At 64.2% G+C, this 19,958-nt stretch carries 18 protein-coding genes; 11 read left to right on the top strand and 7 right to left on the bottom strand.

The window, feature by feature from the left end:
* Positions 1-127: 127 nt before the first annotated feature.
* Positions 128-838 carry an NlpB/DapX family lipoprotein gene (bamC, locus tag BWR02_RS02715; RefSeq protein ID WP_139556236.1) on the bottom strand — a complete coding sequence of 237 codons (711 nt, stop codon included), beginning with the start codon at positions 836-838 and terminating at the stop codon, positions 128-130.
* Between the two features lie 19 nt (positions 839-857).
* Positions 858-1,733 (bottom strand): 4-hydroxy-tetrahydrodipicolinate synthase, encoded by an 876-nt coding sequence (gene dapA, locus BWR02_RS02710; protein WP_139556235.1) that lies wholly within the window; start codon positions 1,731-1,733, stop codon positions 858-860.
* 150 nt (positions 1,734-1,883) lie between these two features.
* On the opposite strand from dapA, the gene BWR02_RS02705 reads away from it, so the two are divergent.
* The 11 genes from BWR02_RS02705 (at position 1,884) to BWR02_RS02655 (ending at position 13,702) form a co-directional block, all read left to right on the top strand.
* Positions 1,884-2,414: a glycine cleavage system transcriptional repressor gene (locus BWR02_RS02705; protein ID WP_139556234.1), complete on the top strand. Its 531-nt coding sequence runs from the start codon at positions 1,884-1,886 to the stop codon at positions 2,412-2,414.
* Between the two features lie 28 nt (positions 2,415-2,442).
* The gene (locus BWR02_RS02700) at positions 2,443-2,916 is read left to right on the top strand and encodes a peroxiredoxin (RefSeq protein WP_139556233.1); all 474 of its coding nucleotides are present in this window, start codon (positions 2,443-2,445) and stop codon (positions 2,914-2,916) included.
* 69 nt (positions 2,917-2,985) lie between these two features.
* On the top strand, positions 2,986-4,401 hold the full coding sequence (locus BWR02_RS02695; protein ID WP_139556232.1) for a PhoH family protein: 1,416 nt from the start codon (positions 2,986-2,988) through the stop codon (positions 4,399-4,401).
* Positions 4,402-4,595: 194 nt separating this feature from the next.
* The gene (gene gmd, locus BWR02_RS02690; protein ID WP_139556231.1) at positions 4,596-5,708 is read left to right on the top strand and encodes a GDP-mannose 4,6-dehydratase; all 1,113 of its coding nucleotides are present in this window, start codon (positions 4,596-4,598) and stop codon (positions 5,706-5,708) included.
* Positions 5,677-6,657 (top strand): GDP-L-fucose synthase family protein, encoded by a 981-nt coding sequence (locus BWR02_RS02685; protein WP_328591498.1) that lies wholly within the window; start codon positions 5,677-5,679, stop codon positions 6,655-6,657. The genes gmd and BWR02_RS02685 overlap by 32 nt, the downstream gene beginning before the upstream one ends.
* A 95-nt stretch (positions 6,658-6,752) precedes the next feature.
* Entirely contained in the window at positions 6,753-8,177 is a 1,425-nt protein-coding gene (locus BWR02_RS02680) for an O-antigen ligase family protein (protein ID WP_139556230.1), read from the top strand.
* On the top strand, positions 8,174-8,917 hold the full coding sequence (locus BWR02_RS02675; RefSeq protein ID WP_139556229.1) for a sulfotransferase family protein: 744 nt from the start codon (positions 8,174-8,176) through the stop codon (positions 8,915-8,917). Before BWR02_RS02680 ends, BWR02_RS02675 begins: the two co-directional genes overlap by 4 nt.
* A gap of 7 nt (positions 8,918-8,924) precedes the next feature.
* Positions 8,925-10,889, top strand: a complete 1,965-nt coding sequence (locus tag BWR02_RS02670) for a glycosyltransferase (protein WP_139556228.1) — start codon at positions 8,925-8,927, stop codon at positions 10,887-10,889.
* A gap of 14 nt (positions 10,890-10,903) precedes the next feature.
* Positions 10,904-11,815, top strand: a complete 912-nt coding sequence (locus BWR02_RS02665; RefSeq protein ID WP_162559985.1) for a glycosyltransferase family 2 protein — start codon at positions 10,904-10,906, stop codon at positions 11,813-11,815.
* Entirely contained in the window at positions 11,808-12,647 is an 840-nt protein-coding gene (locus BWR02_RS02660; protein ID WP_201276113.1) for a WecB/TagA/CpsF family glycosyltransferase, read from the top strand. The genes BWR02_RS02665 and BWR02_RS02660 overlap by 8 nt, the downstream gene beginning before the upstream one ends.
* Before the next feature lie 44 nt (positions 12,648-12,691).
* Positions 12,692-13,702, top strand: a complete 1,011-nt coding sequence (locus tag BWR02_RS02655; protein WP_139556226.1) for a glycosyltransferase — start codon at positions 12,692-12,694, stop codon at positions 13,700-13,702.
* Positions 13,703-13,733: 31 nt separating this feature from the next.
* Here the strand turns inward: BWR02_RS02655 and BWR02_RS02650 are convergent, their stop codons facing one another.
* The 5 genes from BWR02_RS02650 to BWR02_RS02630 all read right to left on the bottom strand — a co-directional run bounded on the left by BWR02_RS02650 (position 13,734) and on the right by BWR02_RS02630 (position 19,368).
* A complete protein-coding gene (locus BWR02_RS02650) occupies positions 13,734-14,132 on the bottom strand; it encodes an HIRAN domain-containing protein (protein WP_129883568.1) in 399 nt (132 codons plus the stop codon).
* A 57-nt stretch (positions 14,133-14,189) separates the two neighbouring features.
* Positions 14,190-15,170 (bottom strand): helix-turn-helix transcriptional regulator, encoded by a 981-nt coding sequence (locus BWR02_RS02645; RefSeq protein WP_139556225.1) that lies wholly within the window; start codon positions 15,168-15,170, stop codon positions 14,190-14,192.
* Positions 15,171-15,266: 96 nt separating this feature from the next.
* Positions 15,267-16,133, bottom strand: coding sequence for a quinoprotein dehydrogenase-associated putative ABC transporter substrate-binding protein (locus BWR02_RS02640; protein WP_139556224.1), 867 nt, complete (start codon positions 16,131-16,133; stop codon positions 15,267-15,269).
* Positions 16,134-16,377: 244 nt separating this feature from the next.
* Positions 16,378-18,240, bottom strand: a complete 1,863-nt coding sequence (locus BWR02_RS02635) for a methanol/ethanol family PQQ-dependent dehydrogenase (RefSeq protein ID WP_129883571.1) — start codon at positions 18,238-18,240, stop codon at positions 16,378-16,380.
* A gap of 558 nt (positions 18,241-18,798) precedes the next feature.
* The gene (locus tag BWR02_RS02630; RefSeq protein ID WP_139556223.1) at positions 18,799-19,368 is read right to left on the bottom strand and encodes a hypothetical protein; all 570 of its coding nucleotides are present in this window, start codon (positions 19,366-19,368) and stop codon (positions 18,799-18,801) included.
* Between the last annotated feature and the right edge of the window lie 590 nt (positions 19,369-19,958).

Below are 19,958 nucleotides of genomic sequence, written 5' to 3'. Positions count from 1 at the left end.
TGCTCGACAAAACGACCGGTCTCTCGCACCGCGCGGAGCGGCACGAACGCTCGAAGGGGCCACCCGACGGGCCCCGAGCACCCGCTCAAGGACGCGCGTCGGACTGCCGGCCTCCGGTCGAGCCGACTCAGTCGCTGGATGGCCCGGTTGCGGCGCCGCTGTCGGATTTCGCGAATTCGGTCAGCTGCGCGTGCAGTTTCTTCAACAGCTCCAGCGACGGCCCTCCGGTCACCGGCTGGCCCTCATCATCGAACAGGAAGACGTCCGTGGACGCACCCTTCTTGGTCTTGTGTTCCTCCAGTTTCAGGCGGAACTCCTTGGCTTTCGGGCTGTCGCCGGAGAACAGGTCACTGATATCGCCCCACATGCCGCGGTCTTCATAGGCCTTGGCCGGGCCGCCGTAGTACACGTAGTACACGCCCTCGGAACGGTTCTGGTCACTGACCTCGACTTTCAGGCGACCCAATGCCCGTCCCACATCGTTCCAGGCCTGGGCGAACGGGCTCGACAGCTCGATCAGCGGCACGTCCTCGGTATTCTGGGCCAGGGTCGGCGTCTTCGGTTCGGCCGGTCCGCCAGCCGCGGCTGGCCTCGGCGTCGCTTCATCCTCGCCTTCGGCAGGCGCTACAGTGTCCCGTGCTGCGGCCGGCCCGGCTCCGCGGTTGATCTTGGCACCCGTCATGGTGGACATCGACAGGTCAGGCGGCACTTCAAGGGGCGGGATCTCGGTCGTGTACTGATACTGCCGCTGCTTGTCCGGGAACAGCGAACCCAGGAAGCTACAGCCGCTCAACACGAGCGAAGACGCCACCGAGGCGACGATCAGGGGTCTGTTCATCGGCGACCTCAAGACCCGATCAAACAACGCCGGCCTGGCGCATGGCCAGTCGCACGCTCTCTTCGCAGCCGGGCGAAAGCCAGGTCAGCGGAAGACGGATGCCGCGATCGATCAGGCCCATCGCATGCAGCGCCCACTTCACCGGTATCGGATTGGACTCGATGAACAGGTTCCGGTGCAGACCTGCCAGCCGAGCGTCGATCTCCTCGGCCTCGGCACGCTGGCCGGCGATGGCCGCGTCGCACAGGTCATGCATCGCCCTCGGGGCGACATTGGCCGTCACGGAGATGACGCCGTGACCGCCCATCAGGCAGAACTCGGCAGCCGTCGCATCGTCGCCCGAATACAGCGCGAAGTCGGGCGGACACAGCGCCCGGAGGGTGCCAACGCGCCCCAGGTCACCGGTGGCTTCCTTGATCCCGACGATGTTCGGGACACTGGCGAGGCGCCCGACCGTCTCCGGGAGCATGTCGCAAGCCGTCCGGCCCGGCACGTTGTAGAGGATCTGGGGTATCGCGACGGCCTGCGCCACGGCGCTGAAGTGCCGAAACAAGCCCTCCTGGGTTGGCTTGTTGTAGTAGGGTGTGACCAACAGACAGGCATCGGCGCCGACGCCCTGTGCGCGTTCGGTCAGCTCGATCGCCTCCCGCGTCGCGTTCGCACCGGTGCCGGCGATGACCGGCACGCGTCCGGCCACGCGCTCCACGGCAAAGCGGATGACCTCACAGTGCTCTTCCGTATCCAGCGTCGCGGATTCTCCGGTCGTGCCCACGACCACGAGGGCATCACTGCCTTCGTCGATGTGGAAATCGATCAGGCGCGCCAGCGCGTCGTAGTCCAGCGCCCCGTCCTCCGCCATCGGCGTGACGAGCGCGACCATGCTGCCTTGGATCATTCTGTGGGAGCTTGCATGACGAAAAGGGCCCCATAGTAGCTTGCGGAGAGGGTCCATGACAACGCGCCGCGCGGTCGGCGGGGGCCGCCGCGCGAGGGTCGAAGAATGTTAGACTCTGCGCTTTTTATGAGACCGGATAACCAGAGGCCCATGCAGATCGTCGTCACCGTCATGGGGGAGGACCGTCCCGACCTGATCGTAGAATTGACACGCATCGTGAAGGATGCGAAGTGCAACATCCTGGAGAGCCGGATCACGGAGTTGGGGCGGGAATTCGCGGCGCACCTGCTGATCGAGGGGAACTGGAATCATATCGTCCGACTCGAAAGTCTACTGGAGGCGAGTGCTCAGCGGCTCACGCTGAAACTGGCCACGATGCGCTGCCGCGACGAGGAAGAGCCGCCGCCCGAGGACGTGATCCCCTATTCGGTCGATGTGTTCGCTGCCGAGCAGCCGGACACGATTCACGATCTGGCCGAGTTCTTCACTGCGCGCAACATCAAGATACTGGACCTGAACACCAGCCGTTACCCCGCTCCCTACGGCGGCGCTCAGGTGTTCATCGCCCACATGATCGTCAAGATTCCATCGGGCATGAAAATCGTCTCGCTGCGCGACGAATTCCTCGAATTCTGCGACCAGATCAACATCGATGCGATTCTCGAACCCGTGAAGCGCTGAGGCGCTTTCCCTGACCCCCGGAGAAACCATGTCGTCCATTGCCGTCGGTGCCACCGTACCCGCCTTCTCTGCCGCCGCGACCGGCGGCCGCACCATCCAGTCCGGCGACTTCGCCGGCAAGTTCCTGGTCGTGTACTTTTATCCGAAGGACAGCACCCCCGGCTGTACCCAGGAAGGTCAGGACTTCCGCGACCTCTACCCCGAGTTTCAGGCCCTGAACGCCGACATCCTCGGCGTGTCGCGCGACAGCGTGAAATCGCACGAAACCTTCAAGTGTAAGCAGGAGTTTCCGTTCGAATTGTTGTCCGACCCGGACGAAACGCTATGCGCGCTGTTCGACGTCATGAAGATGAAGAACATGTACGGCAAGCAGGTCCGAGGCGTTGAGCGCAGTACCTTCCTGATCGGCCCCGACGGACAGCTCGTCGCCGAGTGGCGCAAAGTCAGCGTCAAGGGCCACGCTGCCGCAGTGCTGGAAGCCATCCGCGCCGCCGCAAACTAAGCAGCCGGCCTTGCCAACCGCGGCCGCCCCGCCTGCGGGGCGGACCGTTCCAATTGTGACACCCCACGCATGACCAGCGCCCCCGAAGGGACGAAGAAGCTCTTCGTCCTCGATACCAACGTGTTGATGCACGACCCTTCCGCCCTGTTCCGTTTCCAGGAACACGACGTCTTCATTCCGATGATCGTGCTGGAGGAACTGGACCATTCCAAGAAGGGACTCTCGGAGGTGGCACGCAACGCGCGTCAGGCGAGTCGCTTCCTCGACGAACTGATTCAGCACGCGGATCTCGACGCGATCCACCAGGGTATCGAGCTGCCCAGCACCCAGTACGCCGAGCGTCTCGACGAGCGCTGCCAGGGCCGGCTCTACTTCCAGGTCGAACGCCTGCCGTCGCTGCTGCCGGATACGCTACCGGGACAGATCCCGGACAACTCCATCCTCGCGACCGCACTGGCGCTGAGCAAGGCCCGCGCAGAAGGTCAGACCATCGTCGTTTCGAAGGACATCAACCTGCGGATCAAGGCGTCGGTCATCGGGCTTTATGCCGAGGACTACTACAACGATCAGGTTCTGGACGACGTCGACCTGCTGTACAGCGGCAGTTGCGAATTGCCGCTCGATTTCTGGGCCACCCATGGCGGCAGGATGACCTCATGGCAGGAGCATGGCCGGACCTTCTATACGGTCGAAGGGCCCCTGGTGAAGGACTGGTTCCCCAATCAGTTCCTGTATCTGCCGGACGAGTCCCAGTTCGAGGCCCTGGTCCGGAAAAAGGACAACAACCAGGCCGTCATCGAGCTGGCCCGCGACTTCCGTACGCCGCAGCACGCGGTATGGGGCGTGCAGGCGCGCAATCGCGAACAGAATTTCGCGCTGAACATGCTGCTTGATCCCGAGATCGACTTCGTCACACTGCTGGGCACCGCCGGCACCGGCAAGACGCTGCTGGCCCTCGCGGCGGGCCTGACCTTGACGCTGGACCACAAGCTTTACAAGGAGATCGTCATGACGCGCGAGACGATCCCACTCGGCGAGGACATCGGCTTCCTGCCGGGATCCGAGGAGGAAAAAATGACGCCGTGGATGGGCGCCCTCCTCGACAACCTGGAGCTTCTCGGCAGCCGGGAGAACGGTGGCGCCTGGGAGCGCGGCGCGACGAACCAGTTGCTGCTGAACCGTGTCAAGGTGCGCTCGTTGAACTTCATGCGCGGCCGCACCTTCCTGAGCCGCTACCTGATACTGGACGAGGCGCAGAACCTGACCTCGAAACAGATGAAGGCGCTCGTGACGCGGGCCGGTCCCGGCACCAAAATCGTGTGCCTCGGCAATATCGGCCAGATCGACACACCCTACCTCACGGGCACGACGTCAGGCCTCACCTATGTCGTGGATCGCTTCAAGGACTGGCCGCATTCGGCGCACATCACGCTGAAGCGGGGCGAGCGGTCGCGGCTGGCGGACTTCGCAACCGAAACGCTGTGACGACGGTCGTCACTGCCGCGCCGGCCGCGGGCGTGGCCGGAGCGGGCCGTGTTGTCAGTCCGGCCCAATTGGCTTATCTTTGCCGGGTGCAACGGAGTGCCCAGCCGAATTCTCCCCGCCTTCACGAGACCGCGCCCAGGACAGGACATCCCCCGAGTGGCGGCCGACGTCTCGCTTTGCCCAATGGACCTTAAATGACCAAAGTCGCTTTGATCACCGGCGTGACCGGACAGGATGGCGCCTACCTCGCTGAATTTCTGCTGAAAAAGGGCTACGAAGTCCACGGCATCAAGCGCCGCACGTCGCTGTTCAACACCGACCGCATCGATCATCTTTACCAGGATCCGCATGTCGAGAATCGCCGCTTCGTGCTGCACTACGGCGACATGACGGACTCGACGAGCCTGATCCGCATCATCCAGCAGACACAGCCCGACGAGATCTACAACCTCGCGGCACAAAGCCATGTCCAGGTGTCCTTCGAGGAACCGGAATACACCGCTAACGCCGATGGGATCGGCGCCCTGCGTATGCTCGAGGCAATCCGCATTCTCGGTCTGGACAAGAAGACCCGCTTCTACCAGGCCTCCACTTCGGAGTTGTATGGTTTGGTGCAGGAGATTCCCCAGAAGGAAACGACGCCGTTCTACCCGCGCAGTCCGTATGCCGTCGCCAAGCTGTACGCGTACTGGATCACGGTCAATTACCGCGAGGCCTACGGCCTGTATGCCTGCAACGGCATCCTGTTCAACCACGAGTCCCCGCTGCGGGGCGAGACCTTTGTCACCCGCAAGATCACCCGCGCCCTCGCCCGCATCTACCTGGGGCTGCAGGACTGCCTGTACCTCGGCAACCTCGAAGCGCTGCGTGACTGGGGTCATGCGCGCGACTACGTCGAGATGCAGTGGCTTATGCTGCAGCAGACGCAGCCGGAGGATTTCGTCATCGCGACGGGCGTGCAGTACAGCGTACGCAACTTTGTCGATGCCGCCGCGGCCGAACTGGGCGTCGAACTGGACTGGGCAGGCGAAGGAGAAAACGCGCATGGGATCGTGGCCAAGGCCTCGGGCGACACGCCTCTGAAGCCGGGCCAGGTCGTCGTCCGGGTCGATCCGCGCTACTTCCGGCCAACCGAAGTCGAGACCCTGCTGGGCGACCCGGCGAAGGCGCGCGAGAAGCTGGGCTGGACGCCGCAGATCAGCTTCCCCGAACTCGTCGCCGAGATGATGCGCGAGGATCTGAAGTCCGCGCGGCGCGACTCCCTCGTCAAACAGCATGGCTTTGCCGCTTACGATTACCATGAGTGACGCCGGACTGCCTGCGGTCGACAAAGCCGCGCCGATCCTCGTCGCCGGTCATCGCGGCATGGTGGGCTCGGCGCTGGTGCGCCGCCTGCGCACGGCCGGCTACACCACACTGCTGACGCCCTCGCGCCAGGAACTGGATCTGCTCGACCAGGCGGCGGTGTTCGCCTATCTGGAGCGTGAACGGCCGGCCTACCTGTTCCTGGCCGCGGCGAAGGTCGGCGGCATCCAGGCGAACAATACCTATCGCGCGGATTTCATCTACCAGAACCTCGTGATCGAGGCCAACCTGATCCACGGCGCCCACCGGGCCGGCCTGCAGCGGCTGATGTTTCTGGGTTCCTCGTGCATCTATCCCCGCGACTGTCCGCAACCGATCCGCGAGGAGTATCTGCTGACCGGCCCGCTGGAGGCCACCAACGAACCGTATGCGATTGCCAAGATCGCCGGCATCAAGCTGTGCGAGTCGTATCAGCGGCAGTACGGACGCCAGTACGTGTCCGTGATGCCGACCAACCTGTATGGCCCCAACGACAACTACGACCTCAACAACAGCCATGTCCTGCCGGCGCTGATCCGCAAGACGCATGAGGCGAAGCAGCGCGGGGACCGGGAATTGACCGTCTGGGGCAGCGGCACACCGCGGCGCGAGTTCCTGTATGTGGACGACCTGGCCGATGCCTGCGTCTACCTGATGGAAACGGGCTACGACGGCCCCTTGGTGAACGTCGGTTGCGGCGCCGACGTGACGATACGCGAACTGGCCGAGACGGTCATGGACGTTGTCGCGTTTCCGGGCACGATCGTGTTCGACGCCAGCAAGCCGGACGGCACGCCGCGCAAACTGCTCGATGTCAGCCGCCTCGCCGCCCTCGGCTGGCAGGCCCGCACCGAACTGCGGACCGGTATCCGGCTCGCCTACGAGGATTTCCTCGCGCAGGCTCGTGACTGATCTGCCGCTTCGATACCGAAGGCGGTACCCACCGCGGCGGTTCAACCCGACCACACGAACCTTGCCGTCCAGTCGGATACGCTCCCGATGGTGCCATGCCCGGCCCTGATCTGACGACCGCCCGCTCTGCGCCAACCCGGCCGGCGCCGTCACGCTGGGCCCGCCTACGCGACGGGGTCGCGTGGGGCTCCGTGTTGATCTTCGCGGCATCGGCCTGGCTCGGCACGACGGTGGCGCATATCGCCCTCGCCGTCGTCGCCCTGATGACGATCATGCAGGGCCCGACCACCTGGCGGCGGCTGGGCCGCGACCCCTTCGTGCGCCTGTCCGGGGTGTTCCTGGTCTACCTCGCGGCGACGGCCGCCTGGGCGGCGCATCAACGCCCCGAGACCGCTCACGATCAATGGTCAGCCTTGTGGCCCTGGAGCAGTCTCTGGCTGTTCTTCGTGCTGGGCTGGTGGCTGCAGGGCAGTTGGCCGCGGGTCGTGGCCGTGTTGACGTTAGCGCCGCTGGGCCTCGCCATCAGCGTCATGCGCCGCACCGACTGGCACCAGCTACCCGCGTGGCTATCGGGCACGCGCTACGAGTTCGGCTACAGCGCTCTGGGGCTGTCGTTTCTGTGCGTCGTGATCGTCCTGGGCATCACCGCAGTGCTTCCCCGTCTGGCGCATGCGTCCCGTGGCGGCGGCTATCGGCGGCTACGGCTCTGGTTGGCCATCGCCGGGATGCTGTTCTTTCTGTTCATCCTGTTCGTCGCGCAGTCGCGCGGCGCCTGGCTGAGCCTGCTGCTTGGCTTCGGTGGCCTGGGCCTGGCCGGCCTGCGCATCCGGGCCGGACGCCCGGCCCGGCATCCGGCCGCGCCGCGGCGCCATCTGCTGGTGCCGCTCGGCCTGTGCGTCGCCGCACTCGCCGCCCTGTGGGGTCTTTTCGGCAATGCACTCGAAGCCCGCTTCGCGAGCGAGGCAGGCTTGCTACCCCAGGTGGTCAACCCGGACCTGGATCTCGAAAAGCTGCCGTACTCGAACGGACCGGCGCGGATTCACCTGGCGGTGTGGGGCTTTCGGATGGCCGCGGAACGACCGCTGCTCGGCTGGGGGCCCGGCATGCGCACGACAGCCTATCTGGCGGATCATGGCTTTCATGGAGCAGAGAGCCGCTTTCTGAAAGTAATCCGACATTTCCAGCATCTTCACAACGTCTATGTGGAGATCCTGGTGCGGTTCGGTGTGGTCGGAGTGGCGTTGTTCGGGAGCGCATTCGTGCTCTTCAGCCGCACCCTGTGGACGCTCTGGCGCGATGCGGTTGTGCCCAATGCCTTCTTTGCCTTTTCCGCGGTGACAATCGTCGTCACCCTGTTCTCGGGACTCTACGAGTTCCGCACCCTGCACACCGACTTTCGTTTCTTCGCGCTGCTGTTCGGGGCCGCGGTCTACACCTTCGCGCTGCATCGTGCGCCGGCGGCCGATGCCGTGGCGACCGTGGCCGACACCGACCGTCCGGGGTTTCGCCAGACGACATGATCATCCGACACACCGCTGACTGGTGGGACAATTTCAAGCGGCGCAAGAATCGCAGCTTGCCCTTCCGCGCCCTGCTTGCGATCCCCCTGCGCGACTGGAGTGCTGCCGATCGCATCGGGGTGTTCCACCATATACCCAAGTGTTCGGGCACCTCGGTCGTCAACGTGCTGGGGCGCTGGTTTCTGCTGAAGGAAGACTACCGGGCCTATGTCCAGGGAGACTGGCGCGCGGCGCGGCGCGTCGATCTCGGCCGCCTGCGCAACCGTCACTGCCTGACAGGGCATTTCGATTACCAGGGCGTCTACCTGCGGGACCGCTATCCCGAGATCCTCAGCGACCACCGGTTCCTGCTGTTCACGTTCGTCCGCGACCCTTTGGCGACGAAGTTGTCGCTCTACCGCTACGAGAAACAGAGCGGCGTGATTGCGGACATGACGCTGGAGGAGCATCTACTGAGCCGCGACAACTACATCGCCAACCGCTTTCCCTGCACGCCTGAGGATGTCGATGCCGTGCTGACGCGCTACGACTTCATCGGTGTCACCGAACGCATCGATGAATCGCTCGCGAAGCTCGCCCGCCGTGTCCAGCGGGAGCCGGTGCGCCCCCCCCGCCTCAACACGACCGGGAACAAACGCGACGAGCCGACGCCCGGTCCCGCGCTGATCGCCGAATTCAAGCGGCGCAACGAACTCGACTACCACATTTACCGGCGCGCGCTCGAGAGGCTAGGCAGTTGAGTCGGCCATGAAGATCGGCTTCGTCGGACATTCCCATCACCAGGTCACGCGTTCCTCGAACTTTTTTCTCGAGGTACTGCAACGGATCGGCACGGTCCATTGCCTGTGGGACGACACCTGGCGCGGGGAGAAGGCGACGGATCCATCACCGCTGATCGCCGATGCCGATCTCGTCGTCGTGTGGCAATCCGTCCGCTATGCGCAGCTGCTGGCCCGGGAGGGCCACCGCAATGTGGTTTACGTACCGATGTACGACGCGGCCAAGGCTCTGCGGCGCAGCTTCTGGAGCGCGCTAAAGGACATCAAGGTCCTGAACTTTTCCAGTGCGCTGCACCAGCGGGTACAGTCGCTCGGCGCCATGCAGTCGGCATACTTTCAGTACTTTCCGGATCCGGCCGCCCACGCTCCGGTGACCGACTTCACGACCCTCCGAGCGTTCTTCTGGCAGCGCCAACAACGCCCGTCATGGGATGACGTCCGTGGCTTGATGCCGCCTGGACGCTTCACCTCGGTGCACCTGCATCAGGCCGTGGATCCCGGCGTGCCCCCCCCGCAGCCGCCGTCTGCATCGGACCGTGAGGCTTTCACGCTCGAAGTGACGCAATGGCTGCCGGAGCGCAGCGACCTTCTGCGCCGGCTGGCCTCATCGAACGTGTACTTCGCACCGCGGCTCGACGAGGGTATCGGCCTCGCGTTTCTGGAGGCCATGGCGATGGGCATGGCCGTCTGTGCCCACGACCGCCCCACGCACAACGAATACATCGTGGACGGCGTCAATGGCTTTCTGTACCGGCTGGGCGAGACAAGCCACCCGGACTGGTCGCGGGCGGAGTCGATCGGGCGGCGAGCCCGCACGATGGTCGAGGAAGGCTATGCGCGCTGGCAGCTGGATCAGGCACGGTTGGTCGATTTCCTGACCGATCCCAAACCCAGCCGGCGGGCGCTCCATTATGCTCATCGCGAGACCGCGACCGAGTTGCCGGCGGACGCCGACGAACGCCCTGTCCTGCCGCTGCTGACAGGTACCTCCGGGCGCCGCGAAGGCGGACGCCGGATCGCGGGCACGACGGCAGCGGAACCCGCGCCGCTCGTCACGATCGCCACAGTCGTCCGCAACGCGCCGGATGAGCTGGCATCGACACTGGACAGCGTCCTGGGCCAGCGCTATCCCGCCAGGGAGGTGATCGTCATCGACGGCGCATCCGACGCCGCGACCTTGCGGGTAATCGAGCGTTATGACCACCGCGTGGACTATTGGCTGTCCGAGCCGGATCGCGGGCCTTACGATGCCATGAACAAGGCAGCCGACCTTGCACGCGGGCGCTGGGTGCTGTACATCAATGCCGGCGACTCGCTCGCCGACGGCGATGCGCTGGGGCGACTCCTCGCCCATGCGCCGACGGATGCCGACTTCATCGCGGCTCACCACAGCTACATCGCGCCGGACGGAACGGAAGAGATACACCGCTGCCGGGCGTTCGAGCACACCTACCGCCAGTTGCTCGACGGCGACACCGACGGGGCCTGGCTGGGAGGAATTCCCGGCCACCAATCCCTGCTGACCCGCACCGAATTGATACGGCAACACCGTTATGACCTCGCCTTCCGGATTGCCGCCGATCACGACTTCCTGTTCCGGATGGCGCAACGGGGCGCCACGGTATGGGTCGAGCCGGTGATTCTGTCGCAGTATGTCGGCGGCGGTCTGTCCTGGCAGCACCTGTTCGAGTGCCTGGCCGAATGGCGCCGCATCGCGCTGCGCTTCACCGAACATCCGGACCGGGTCGAGCGACGGTTTCGAACGCTGAACGCCCACATGGTTCGTCATCTGCGACGGATGGGGCCCTTCGATTGGCGGCGCGAACCGGCGCGCAGCCACCCGTGGCTGGCCCTCGCCGCCGAAGCCGAGTTTCGCGTCCGTTCGCTGGTGGATCGGGCGGATGCCATCTACGCCGGACTTCGAGCCCCCTGAGTTTCCTCCGCGCCATGCCGCAGCCCACAGTGAAAATCTCCCTCGTCACCGCCGTGCGGAACGCCATGCCGTGGGTTCAGGAAACGGTCCGCTCGGTCGTCACGCAGGACTACCCGGGCCTGGAATACATCGTGATCGACGGCGCCTCGACCGATGGCACACTCGACTACCTGAAGTCCCAGGCCCAACATTTCAGCGTCCTGCGCAGCGAGGCCGACGACGGGCAATACGCGGCGATCGCCAAAGGCATGGCCTGCGCCAGCGGCGACGTCCTCGGCTGGATCAATGGCGACGACGTCCTGATGCCATGGACCCTGCGCGTCGTCGCCAGGATCTTCGAGGAGTTCCCCGAGGTGGACTGGATATCGGGTCTGCCCGCTTATCTGAATACGGCCTCGGAATGCTACCTCGTGTCCCCGGTGGCCGCATCGTACCCGCGGCGCTACATTGCCAACGGCTGGTTCCGCGAGGGACTGCTCGGCTATCTGATGCAGGAAACGATGTTCTGGCGCCGCAGCCTGTGGGAGCGCGCCGGCGGCCTGGATCTACAGTGGCGCTGGGCCGGCGATTTCGATCTGTGGGTCCGCTTCGCGGCGCTGGCCGAGCTGACGGCCGTCGCGACTCCACTCGCGGCATTTCGTATCCGCGGCGAGGAGAACCGGTCGCGCCAGGGCTCCGACTATCGCGACGAAGTGGCTCGGCGCTGCGCCTCGCTGCCCGCTCCGCCAGCCAGCTGGCGGCTGGCGAGCCGGCTCGGCAAGGCGGGCGAAGCCCTGCTGCGAAGCGCACTCTGGTCCCGCACACCGGTCGTCGCGCATTCACTCGTCGGCGACCGCTGGCGCCTGCTGCGCACCCGCCGACCGGTCTCGCGCAACGACCTGCCACGCCTGTTGCTGGAACATGCCTTGAGAAGCCGCCATGACTGATGCGACCGCCCAACCGGGCAGTCCCTTCCCGACCGAGACCATCACCGGGTATCCGTTTTCCACGGCAACCCTGGCCGAAACGATCGCCCTGCTCACCAGCTGGCTGCGACCGCTGTCATCCGGCCGACCCAGTCCACGCCCGGCGCGCTACTTCGTTTGCGCGAATCCGCACTCCCTGGAAGTGGCACGTCAGGACACGCTATTGCATGACGCCATCATGGCCGCAGATCTCGTCACACCGGATGGCGCCGGCATCGTGCTCGCTTCTCGCCTGCTCGAAGCGCGAATTCCCGAGCGGGTGTGCGGCCCCGATCTGTTCCCCGGGTTCTGCGCCCATCTGAATGCGGCGCGCCCCGGAACCCGGATGTTTTTTCTCGGCTCGACCGAGGAGAACCTGTCCGCGCTGGAACAGCGCTTCCGCGTCGATTATCCCGCTCTGGACTTCTGCGGTTCCTTGTCGCCACCCTTTCGCGCGGAATTCTCGGCCGCCGAGGATGCCGCCCTGATCGACCGCGTGAATGCGTCGAATGCCGAGATCCTGTGGCTGGGGCTCGGTGCACCGAAGCAGGAAAAATGGGCCTACCGCCACCGTGACCGGCTGCAGGTCGATCTGATCGGCCCGATCGGGGGCGCGTTCGACTGGTATACGGGCCGCATCGCGTTGCCCCCGCTCTGGATGCAGCGCGCGGGCCTGCAATGGTTGCACCGTCTGGCGCAGGAGCCGCGCCGCCTGTGGCGGCGCAACCTCGATTCGCCGATTTTCCTCGCCCGAGTCCTGGCGCAGCGTCTTGGATCATCGCGCCGGCGCGGTGATCGCCCGGCCGCCACCTGAAAACCTGCGCCCAGCAGCGCCCTCACACTTTAGCCTGACGCGCCATGACCGAGACCTGCCCTGTCACCTTTCTGATCGTCACCCCCTCCTTCAATGCGCCCGAGTTTCTCGACGAGACGATCGAGAGCATCGTTTCGCAACGGGGCGATTTCACGATCCGGTACCACATCCAGGACGGTGGCTCCACCGATCGGACCCTGGACCTGCTCGCGCTATGGGCCGAGCGGCTCGCCGCCGAACGCCTCCGGGTCGATCTTCCCCCGCTCCATTTCTCGTGGAAATCGGAACCGGACCGCTCGATGTACGACGGCATTCAGAAAGGCTTCGACGAACTCCTGCGGCGGCAGGTGTCGGACGCGCCGGGGCTGGTGATCATGACCTGGATCAATACCGACGACCTGTTCGCACCGAATGCCTTCCAGACCGTGGCCCAGTTCCTGCGGGCCAATCCGGAGGAACAATGGGTGACCGGAATTCCCTGCCTGATCCGCGAGGATGGCTGCATTGCCGACACCCGACTGGAGGGCTTTGGCTATGCCCGGGCCCGCCTCGCGAAAGGCCAGTACGACGGGCGTCAGTTCCCGTTCGTCATGCAGGAAGGCACCTTCTGGACGCGGGACCTGTGGCTTGCCGCCGGCGGTTTGAACGTGGACCTGCGCCTGTCGGGCGACTGGGATCTGTGGCGACGGATGGCCCGGTTCCAGCGCCTGATCACGGTAAGAGGTGTCCTGGCCTATCACCGCCGCAGGCCAGGCCAGTTGTCCGGCGACATGGAGCGCTACTGGGCCGAACTGGACCAGTGTCTGTCGGGCGCGGCGCAAGACGCCGGTTCAGACCGACCGCTAACGGGCGAACGGCTGGCCCTAGAGGGCGCCTGGACCGCCTCCTGGCGAATCAAACAGGAGCGCTGGGCCATGTCACCATCACGCTACCGGCGCGATGGCCTGCTGCACTGTATCAGCGACTGCCTGGTCGAGTCGTGGGGTAAGCACCCCTTGGGGCGGTCGCTGATCCGGGTATACCGCCGCCTGCGGGGCATCCAGATCGACGACTAGGCGCCGGTCCGCAGACCTGATGCGGCTCGGGCTACTTCTCCCACTCCACCCGGACCTGCACCCGCTCCCAGGGATTGTCGGACGCCCTCAGCGCCTGTATCCGCGCCCGGATCTTCATGCCCCGATCGAGCAGATGCGCGATGACGGGGTTGTCCGTCCGCGGCAGATGTCCGAGCTGATGACCGCGCCAGTAGACCTCCACTGCCTTCGGATCGACCGGATTCTCGGGATTCCTGCGCAATTCGAGCAGGGCGCCGGGACGCAGCCGGTGCCACAGCGCCCGGGCCTCGTAATACTGAAACCCTGCCAGCAGGGACTGCTGCAGGAAGATGCGTTTGCGTGTGCGGAACAGCCAGCGGTTGATCGTCAACCGCCCGGACGCAAGGGTGAGACGAAGCCACGGTAGAAGACTCAGCAGCCAATGTTTCATCGGTGGATCCTCCGGGATGGTCGGGTCTCACCGAGTGTAAACGACTACCGTCTCATATCATGAGACGCCGGAAAAATTTTTCAGCGCAGCCTGCAAGCGTTCCGTCACGGCCTGTCGCAGTTCGGGCGGATGGAGCACCTCGACCTCCGGAACGTATTTCATAATCTCCATGACCAGCTCGGTCGGATCGCCGTAGGCGACCTTCAGCTCGTAGCGGCCATCCTCGAGCCATCGCGCGTGCCGCTGCCCGGGCCACACTTCGTCCGCCACCCAGCGTGCGCGCAGAGCGCTGAAACGCAGCACCGCCGTGGACCTGGCAGCCCCCGAGAAGATGCCGAACACTTCGCCGAGCTGCTCGTCGAGATGGCTGTCCGGCAATTCGACTGCATCGGCCGTCAGCAACCTCGCTTCCGCGATGCGATCCACCGCAAACCGCCGGGAGCCTTCGCGCAAGTGACACCACGCGTCCAGGTACCAGTTGTCACGATAAAACACCAGCCGGAATGGCGAGAGCTCCCGCTCCAGGCTTTCCTCCTGCGTCCGGGAACGGTACCGCACCCGCAGCCGGCGGCGCCGCAGCACGGCCTCGGCACACGCTGCAAAGCCGTTGGCCGCCAGGCGTTTCGCCCGTCCCACCGAGAGCAATCGGATGCGCCTCCCCAATTCCTCCTGACACAATCCGTCCGGGGAAAGCAGCTGGATCAGGCGCCTCTCCAGCGGTGCCAGTAACTCCGCCAACAGGCCGGGCTGCGTCTGTTCCAACTGCTGGCGGATCGCCAGCAGGGCGCGGAGCTCGGCATCGCCCAGCCAGGGAGAAGACAGCTCGCCCTTGAGGTCCGGTGGCTGACGATAAGCGAAACCCTGGGCAAAACGGTCGTAGGGTATCGGGTCGCCGCTGATATCGCGCAGCTCGGCAATGAGCCGCATGACCGTGGCGCGCGAACAGCCCAGCCGCTCCTGTATCCGTGCAGTCGACACCGGTGCGCGCTGTCCGACCAGCAGCCGGTGCAGCGCGATCAGACGTTCATCGTTCGCCACGCTCGCCCCAGGTCGGGCCTGACCGCCGCCGTCTTAATGAACGGGCCAGCGGGTCCGCGCGAAACACGGCGGAGCCGAGGCGCGGCGCGGCGCCTGTCAGCGTCCAGCCGCCGGCAGGAGGTGGCCTTCCTTGTCGACCAGGGGCACCTTGAACTCCCGGAGCACGGACTCGATATCGGCGGCCTTCTCTTCGATGAACCGGTCCAGTTCCTGTTTGCGCGCCTTGTCGGGCACCCGCACCCCCATCGAGATCGGGAATACGAACTGCAGTCCCTCCTCGTTCGGCATCGGTATGACCTGGAAGCTGCCCGGCTTGCTGGCGTGCTGGAGGTAGCCGGCGATCGGCCCCCAGATGATGGCCATGTCGAGTTTTCCGGACTTCATGTCCTCGTTCAGCACCATCGTGGTGTTCTTGGTCGCATCCCCGGTCATGGTCTGATAAGGGATCGCATGATCGACGAAACCGTGATTCAGCAGCCAGGTCGTGGCAGGCGAGTTGTCGAACATCGCCAGCTTGAGCTTGGCCCGCCTGTCCGCGGGCAGTTTGACCAGATCCTCCGCCGAACGGATATCGTCCCAGCCCCGCTTCGTGGCATAGACGAGGGCATACGTCGAGCGGTAATAGGGTTGCGTCGTCGCTGCCATCTCGGCGCCGGTCGGCCAGCCCATCACGACATCGCACTTGTACTCGTCCGAATCCGGCAGCTGTGCCTTCAGCGTATTGCGGATGAACCCGATGCGCTGCGGAAACCAGGTGTATTCGACGGGCTTGCCCACCGTCTTGCCGAGCAGTTCGGCGATCTTGTTCTCGAAGCCCTGCCCCTTCCGATCGGTGTAGGGTGGATTGTTGGGATCCGCACAGACCTTGACGGCAGCGCCTTCCCAGGCGCTAGCGGAGACAGCGAAGGACAACGCGAGGAGGCCAAACGTTAGGCGGCCCCAAGCCTTGAGGGTGAACAGCATGGCAAGCAATCTGGTGTTTTCTGGCGGTAAATCGGGCGAAGCTCACGGATCCCTCCCGCGCCGACGGGTCGCAGGGGACTGGCGTCGAGCCACGGAGGCAACATGCGAACGACGTGGAACGGGCGAGTGGGTCAAGCCCGGTCCGGGCGCCCATTGTAAGGATTCGCCCCCCCAAAATGAACAACGCCCCGGTCGATTGCTCGACCGGGGCGTTGTGGGAGGCTAGACCGACGAGGCCGGTCTATCAGTTGGGCAGAGCGAAGACGGTAAAGACGCCGCCCAGCTTGGTGTGGGCGCTGAGGCTCTTGTACGCGCCTACTGCACCCAGACCCTCCGATTCGCCTTCCAGGCCAGCCGCCATGCCGACGCCTGCCCATCCACCGATACCGGAGAGGACGCCGACATACTGCTTGCCCTTGTGCTGCCAGGTGCTGACGTTACCGATCACGCCCGACGGGGTCTTGAACTTGTACAGTTCAGCGCCCGTGTTCGCATCGCGGACCTTCAGGTAGCCTTCCAGCGTACCGTAGATGACCACGTCACCCGCGGTGGACACCATACCGCTCCACAGCGAGAACGGCTCGTCGATCGCCCAGGCGATCTTGCCGGTGGTCGGATCCCACGCGGTGAACGAACCCATGTTCGTCTTCTCGGTCTTCTCGCCGGTCTTCACGTCCGCCTTGGCCGGGAAGATGCTCAGGGTTGCGCCGACATACGGCTGGCCCGCGGTGTATTCCACCTGGAACGGCTCGTAGTTCATGCAGGTGTGGTTGCCCGGGATGTAGATCAGCTTCGTCTTGGGCGAGAAGGTCACGGGCGGCTCGTTCTTGCTGCCCATCGCCGAAGGACAAATGCCCTTGGCATCGACGTCTTCGCCATGGAACTGCGTCGAATACTGATCCTGCACCTGCGGACGACCCGTCTTCATGTCGACGTGGCTGGCCCAGTTGACCGCCTTGTCGAACTTCTCGGCGACGAGCAGTTCGCCCGTTTCGCGGTCCAGCGTGTAGCCGAAGCCGTTACGGTCGAAGTGGGTCAGGAGCTTGCTGTGCTCCTTGCCGTTCTTGTCCTTCATCGGCAGGTCGACCAGCGTCATTTCGTTGATGCCGTCGAAGTCCCACTCGTCGTGCGGGGTCATCTGGTAAACCCACTTCGCAGCACCGGTGTCGGCGTCGCGCGCCCAAATGGTCATGGACCACTTGTTGTCGCCGGGACGCTGGACCGGGTTCCACGTTGACGGGTTGCCCGAACCGTAATAGATCAGGTTCAGCTTCGGATCGTAGCTGTACCAGCCCCAGGTGGTGCCGCCGCCGATCTTCCACTGGTCACCCTGCCAGGTCTTCAGACTGGAGTCCTTGCCGACCGGCGCCATCTTGCCGTCGGTCCAGGTCATCGTCTTTTCCGGATCCATCTTCATCTCGGCATCCGGCCCGGTGCTGTAGGCCTTCCACGCCGGCGTGCCGTCCTTGATGTTGTAGGCCGCGATGAAACCGCGCACACCGTACTCACCGCCGGAGATACCGACGAAGACCTTGTCCTTGACGACCAGAGGTGCATTCGTATTGGTCATGCCCTGCTTGGTGTCGCCGTTTTTGACCTTCCAGACCGTCTTGCCGGTCTTGGCGTCCAGCGCAATCAGCGTGGCGTCGCCCTGTGCCAGGAACACCTTGCCGTCGCCATAGGCCAGACCGCGGTTGACCACGTCACAGCACATCACGCCGATGACCTGTTGCGGATCGGTGCCCTTGTCCGGCGCGTAGTTGTATTCCCACACGACGGAATGCGTGTCCTGATCCAGCGCGTACACCTTGTGCGGGAAGCCGGTGTGGATGTAGATCAGGCCGTTGACGACGAGCGGGCCCCCTTCGTGGCCACGCAGCATGCCGGTGGAGAAGGTCCAGACCGGCTGAAGATTTTTGGCGGTATCCTTGTTGATCTGCGTCAGCGAACTGTAACGAGCACCTGAGTAGTCGCCGCCCCAAGTGGCCCAGCTGTTCGGGTCTTGGCTCAGTTTCTCGATCTCAGCGTTCGCCTGGGAAAGCCCGGGTGCTGCCAGCAACGATGCAACCGAGGTTGCGATCAGCCAACTTTTCACGGGTTTTTTCATCGATTTCCTCCTCGTACGTCTGCCAGGGCAGACGACAAACGTTGTAAGCAATTGACCCTAAATAATTCTTGGAGAGGACGGATCTGATCCCTGTTGAGGAAAAATTCCCTATTGAGCGTCGCAATTTCCTTATACGGGGCCCGTCTTGGCTGCGTAAGTTGAAGGATTCGAGAAGAAAAGTCAACAATGCTGCAGGCAGCGTCAGACATGGCAAAAGGGTATGTTTCGTACGGTCGTGATCGGTAACCCAGAACCGCGGCATCATCTTCCGGGAGATCGCCTGCCGACGGCCTTGGACCCACTCGCTCACGGTCCCGCGACGACACCAGAATCGACACCTTGCGTCGACCTGACGCGACACCGGCGAGTCGACCGTTTCGACTGTTTTCAACCGGGACAGTTTCAGCGTCCGCCGCCGGGAAGGGGACCGCCCCGGTGATGACCTCGCCGCCGCGCTTCCTCATGCGCTGCTCGGAGCGGGCTTGTCGGGCATTATTCGATCGCGGATCACTGGGGTCACCGGCTCATGCCGCGGGCGCGCCAGTGAGGCGGGACCGCCTAGAGCACTGGTGGCGACTGGACCCGCCTGGCGACTTCGCCTTTAATCGTGGTATCGGGTCTTATAGAGGGTGCGAGGGGCGTTGCTTGCACGTCGGGCTTAAGCGGCGAAAGCTTTTCGATTCGCGTCGGCTCCAGCCCAACCGCCCAAGGCCAGAAAAATGGGAAAAAGATCACTCGTGCTACGTAAACATCGTTGCGCCGTAACAAGACGTCCCTCGGTTCGAAGCCAGCTCTCTCAAGATGAAGCTTGATCGACGGGGCGAACCACGGCATGCGCGACTCGATCTCACATGGTGTCATGCAGATTATGGTGTTGTCCCGATGCACCTCGGCTTGATCGGGTATCGTGTTCAGCTGCGTCGCCGAATGACACGCGCCGAGTGCCGCGCTACCGAGAAAAATGACCAGCTTGCTGTTCATCATCCTGAATCCATTGGAGTCATCAAACACTTCAGCATGAATATAGGTCGTCTTTTCGGTTGTCGTGATGGGTGTCGCGCTTACTGCCACGTGCAGCCATGTCCGGCTCGGGCACGTTGAATGACAGATCACAAGCAGCTCGAACAAGCCCGCACCCGATAGCGGCCGACAGGCCCGGCGCCGCGGGATAGAGGACCGGCGCGTCGACGTATCCGTTCCAATCCCGCTGGGCTAGCGCGCTACCCGCTCAAGCCCACCGAGGCGTGCAGCCGACCAAATGGCGCTGAATCAGTGACCCCGCGTCAGGCTCCCACGGTCGTTACCAACGCGCCTTGGCCGACTTACGTAACTTTGAACCTGGAGCTCCAAAGGGGTTCTTCACCCGACCGGAGTACCCTTGGATTACGGTACCTGCCTATCGGAGTAACTTTCTGGACGGGTATGTCTGGCATGGACCAGCGTCATTTTCTCGAAGAGCGGCAAGCCCTACGGGCTCAGCGCAGCGCCTTGCGCGGCGGCGTCGGTCTCACGCTTCCGCCCGAGTCAGATCGCGGAGCTCAGCCGTCCGACGTTACAGCAAGACTCCGAGAGGCCGATGGTGCGGGGGGGGGGGGCAATGCCGTTAAGTTAAGGCTACTTGTACTGTCGGCGAGGTCGTGGGTTGAGGCGATGGAGGGGTCTTGGTGCTGTTCGGCCCGGTCGTCGTAACTCCAGGGTATTTCCGGCCAGTTCCAGTA

Origin of the sequence: Methylotetracoccus oryzae, from assembly GCF_006175985.1 — a bacterium.
GTDB lineage: Bacteria > Pseudomonadota > Gammaproteobacteria > Methylococcales > Methylococcaceae > Methylotetracoccus > Methylotetracoccus oryzae.
Note: the sequence above shows the minus strand (reverse complement) of the source record. Positions and strands in the feature narration are given on the sequence as shown.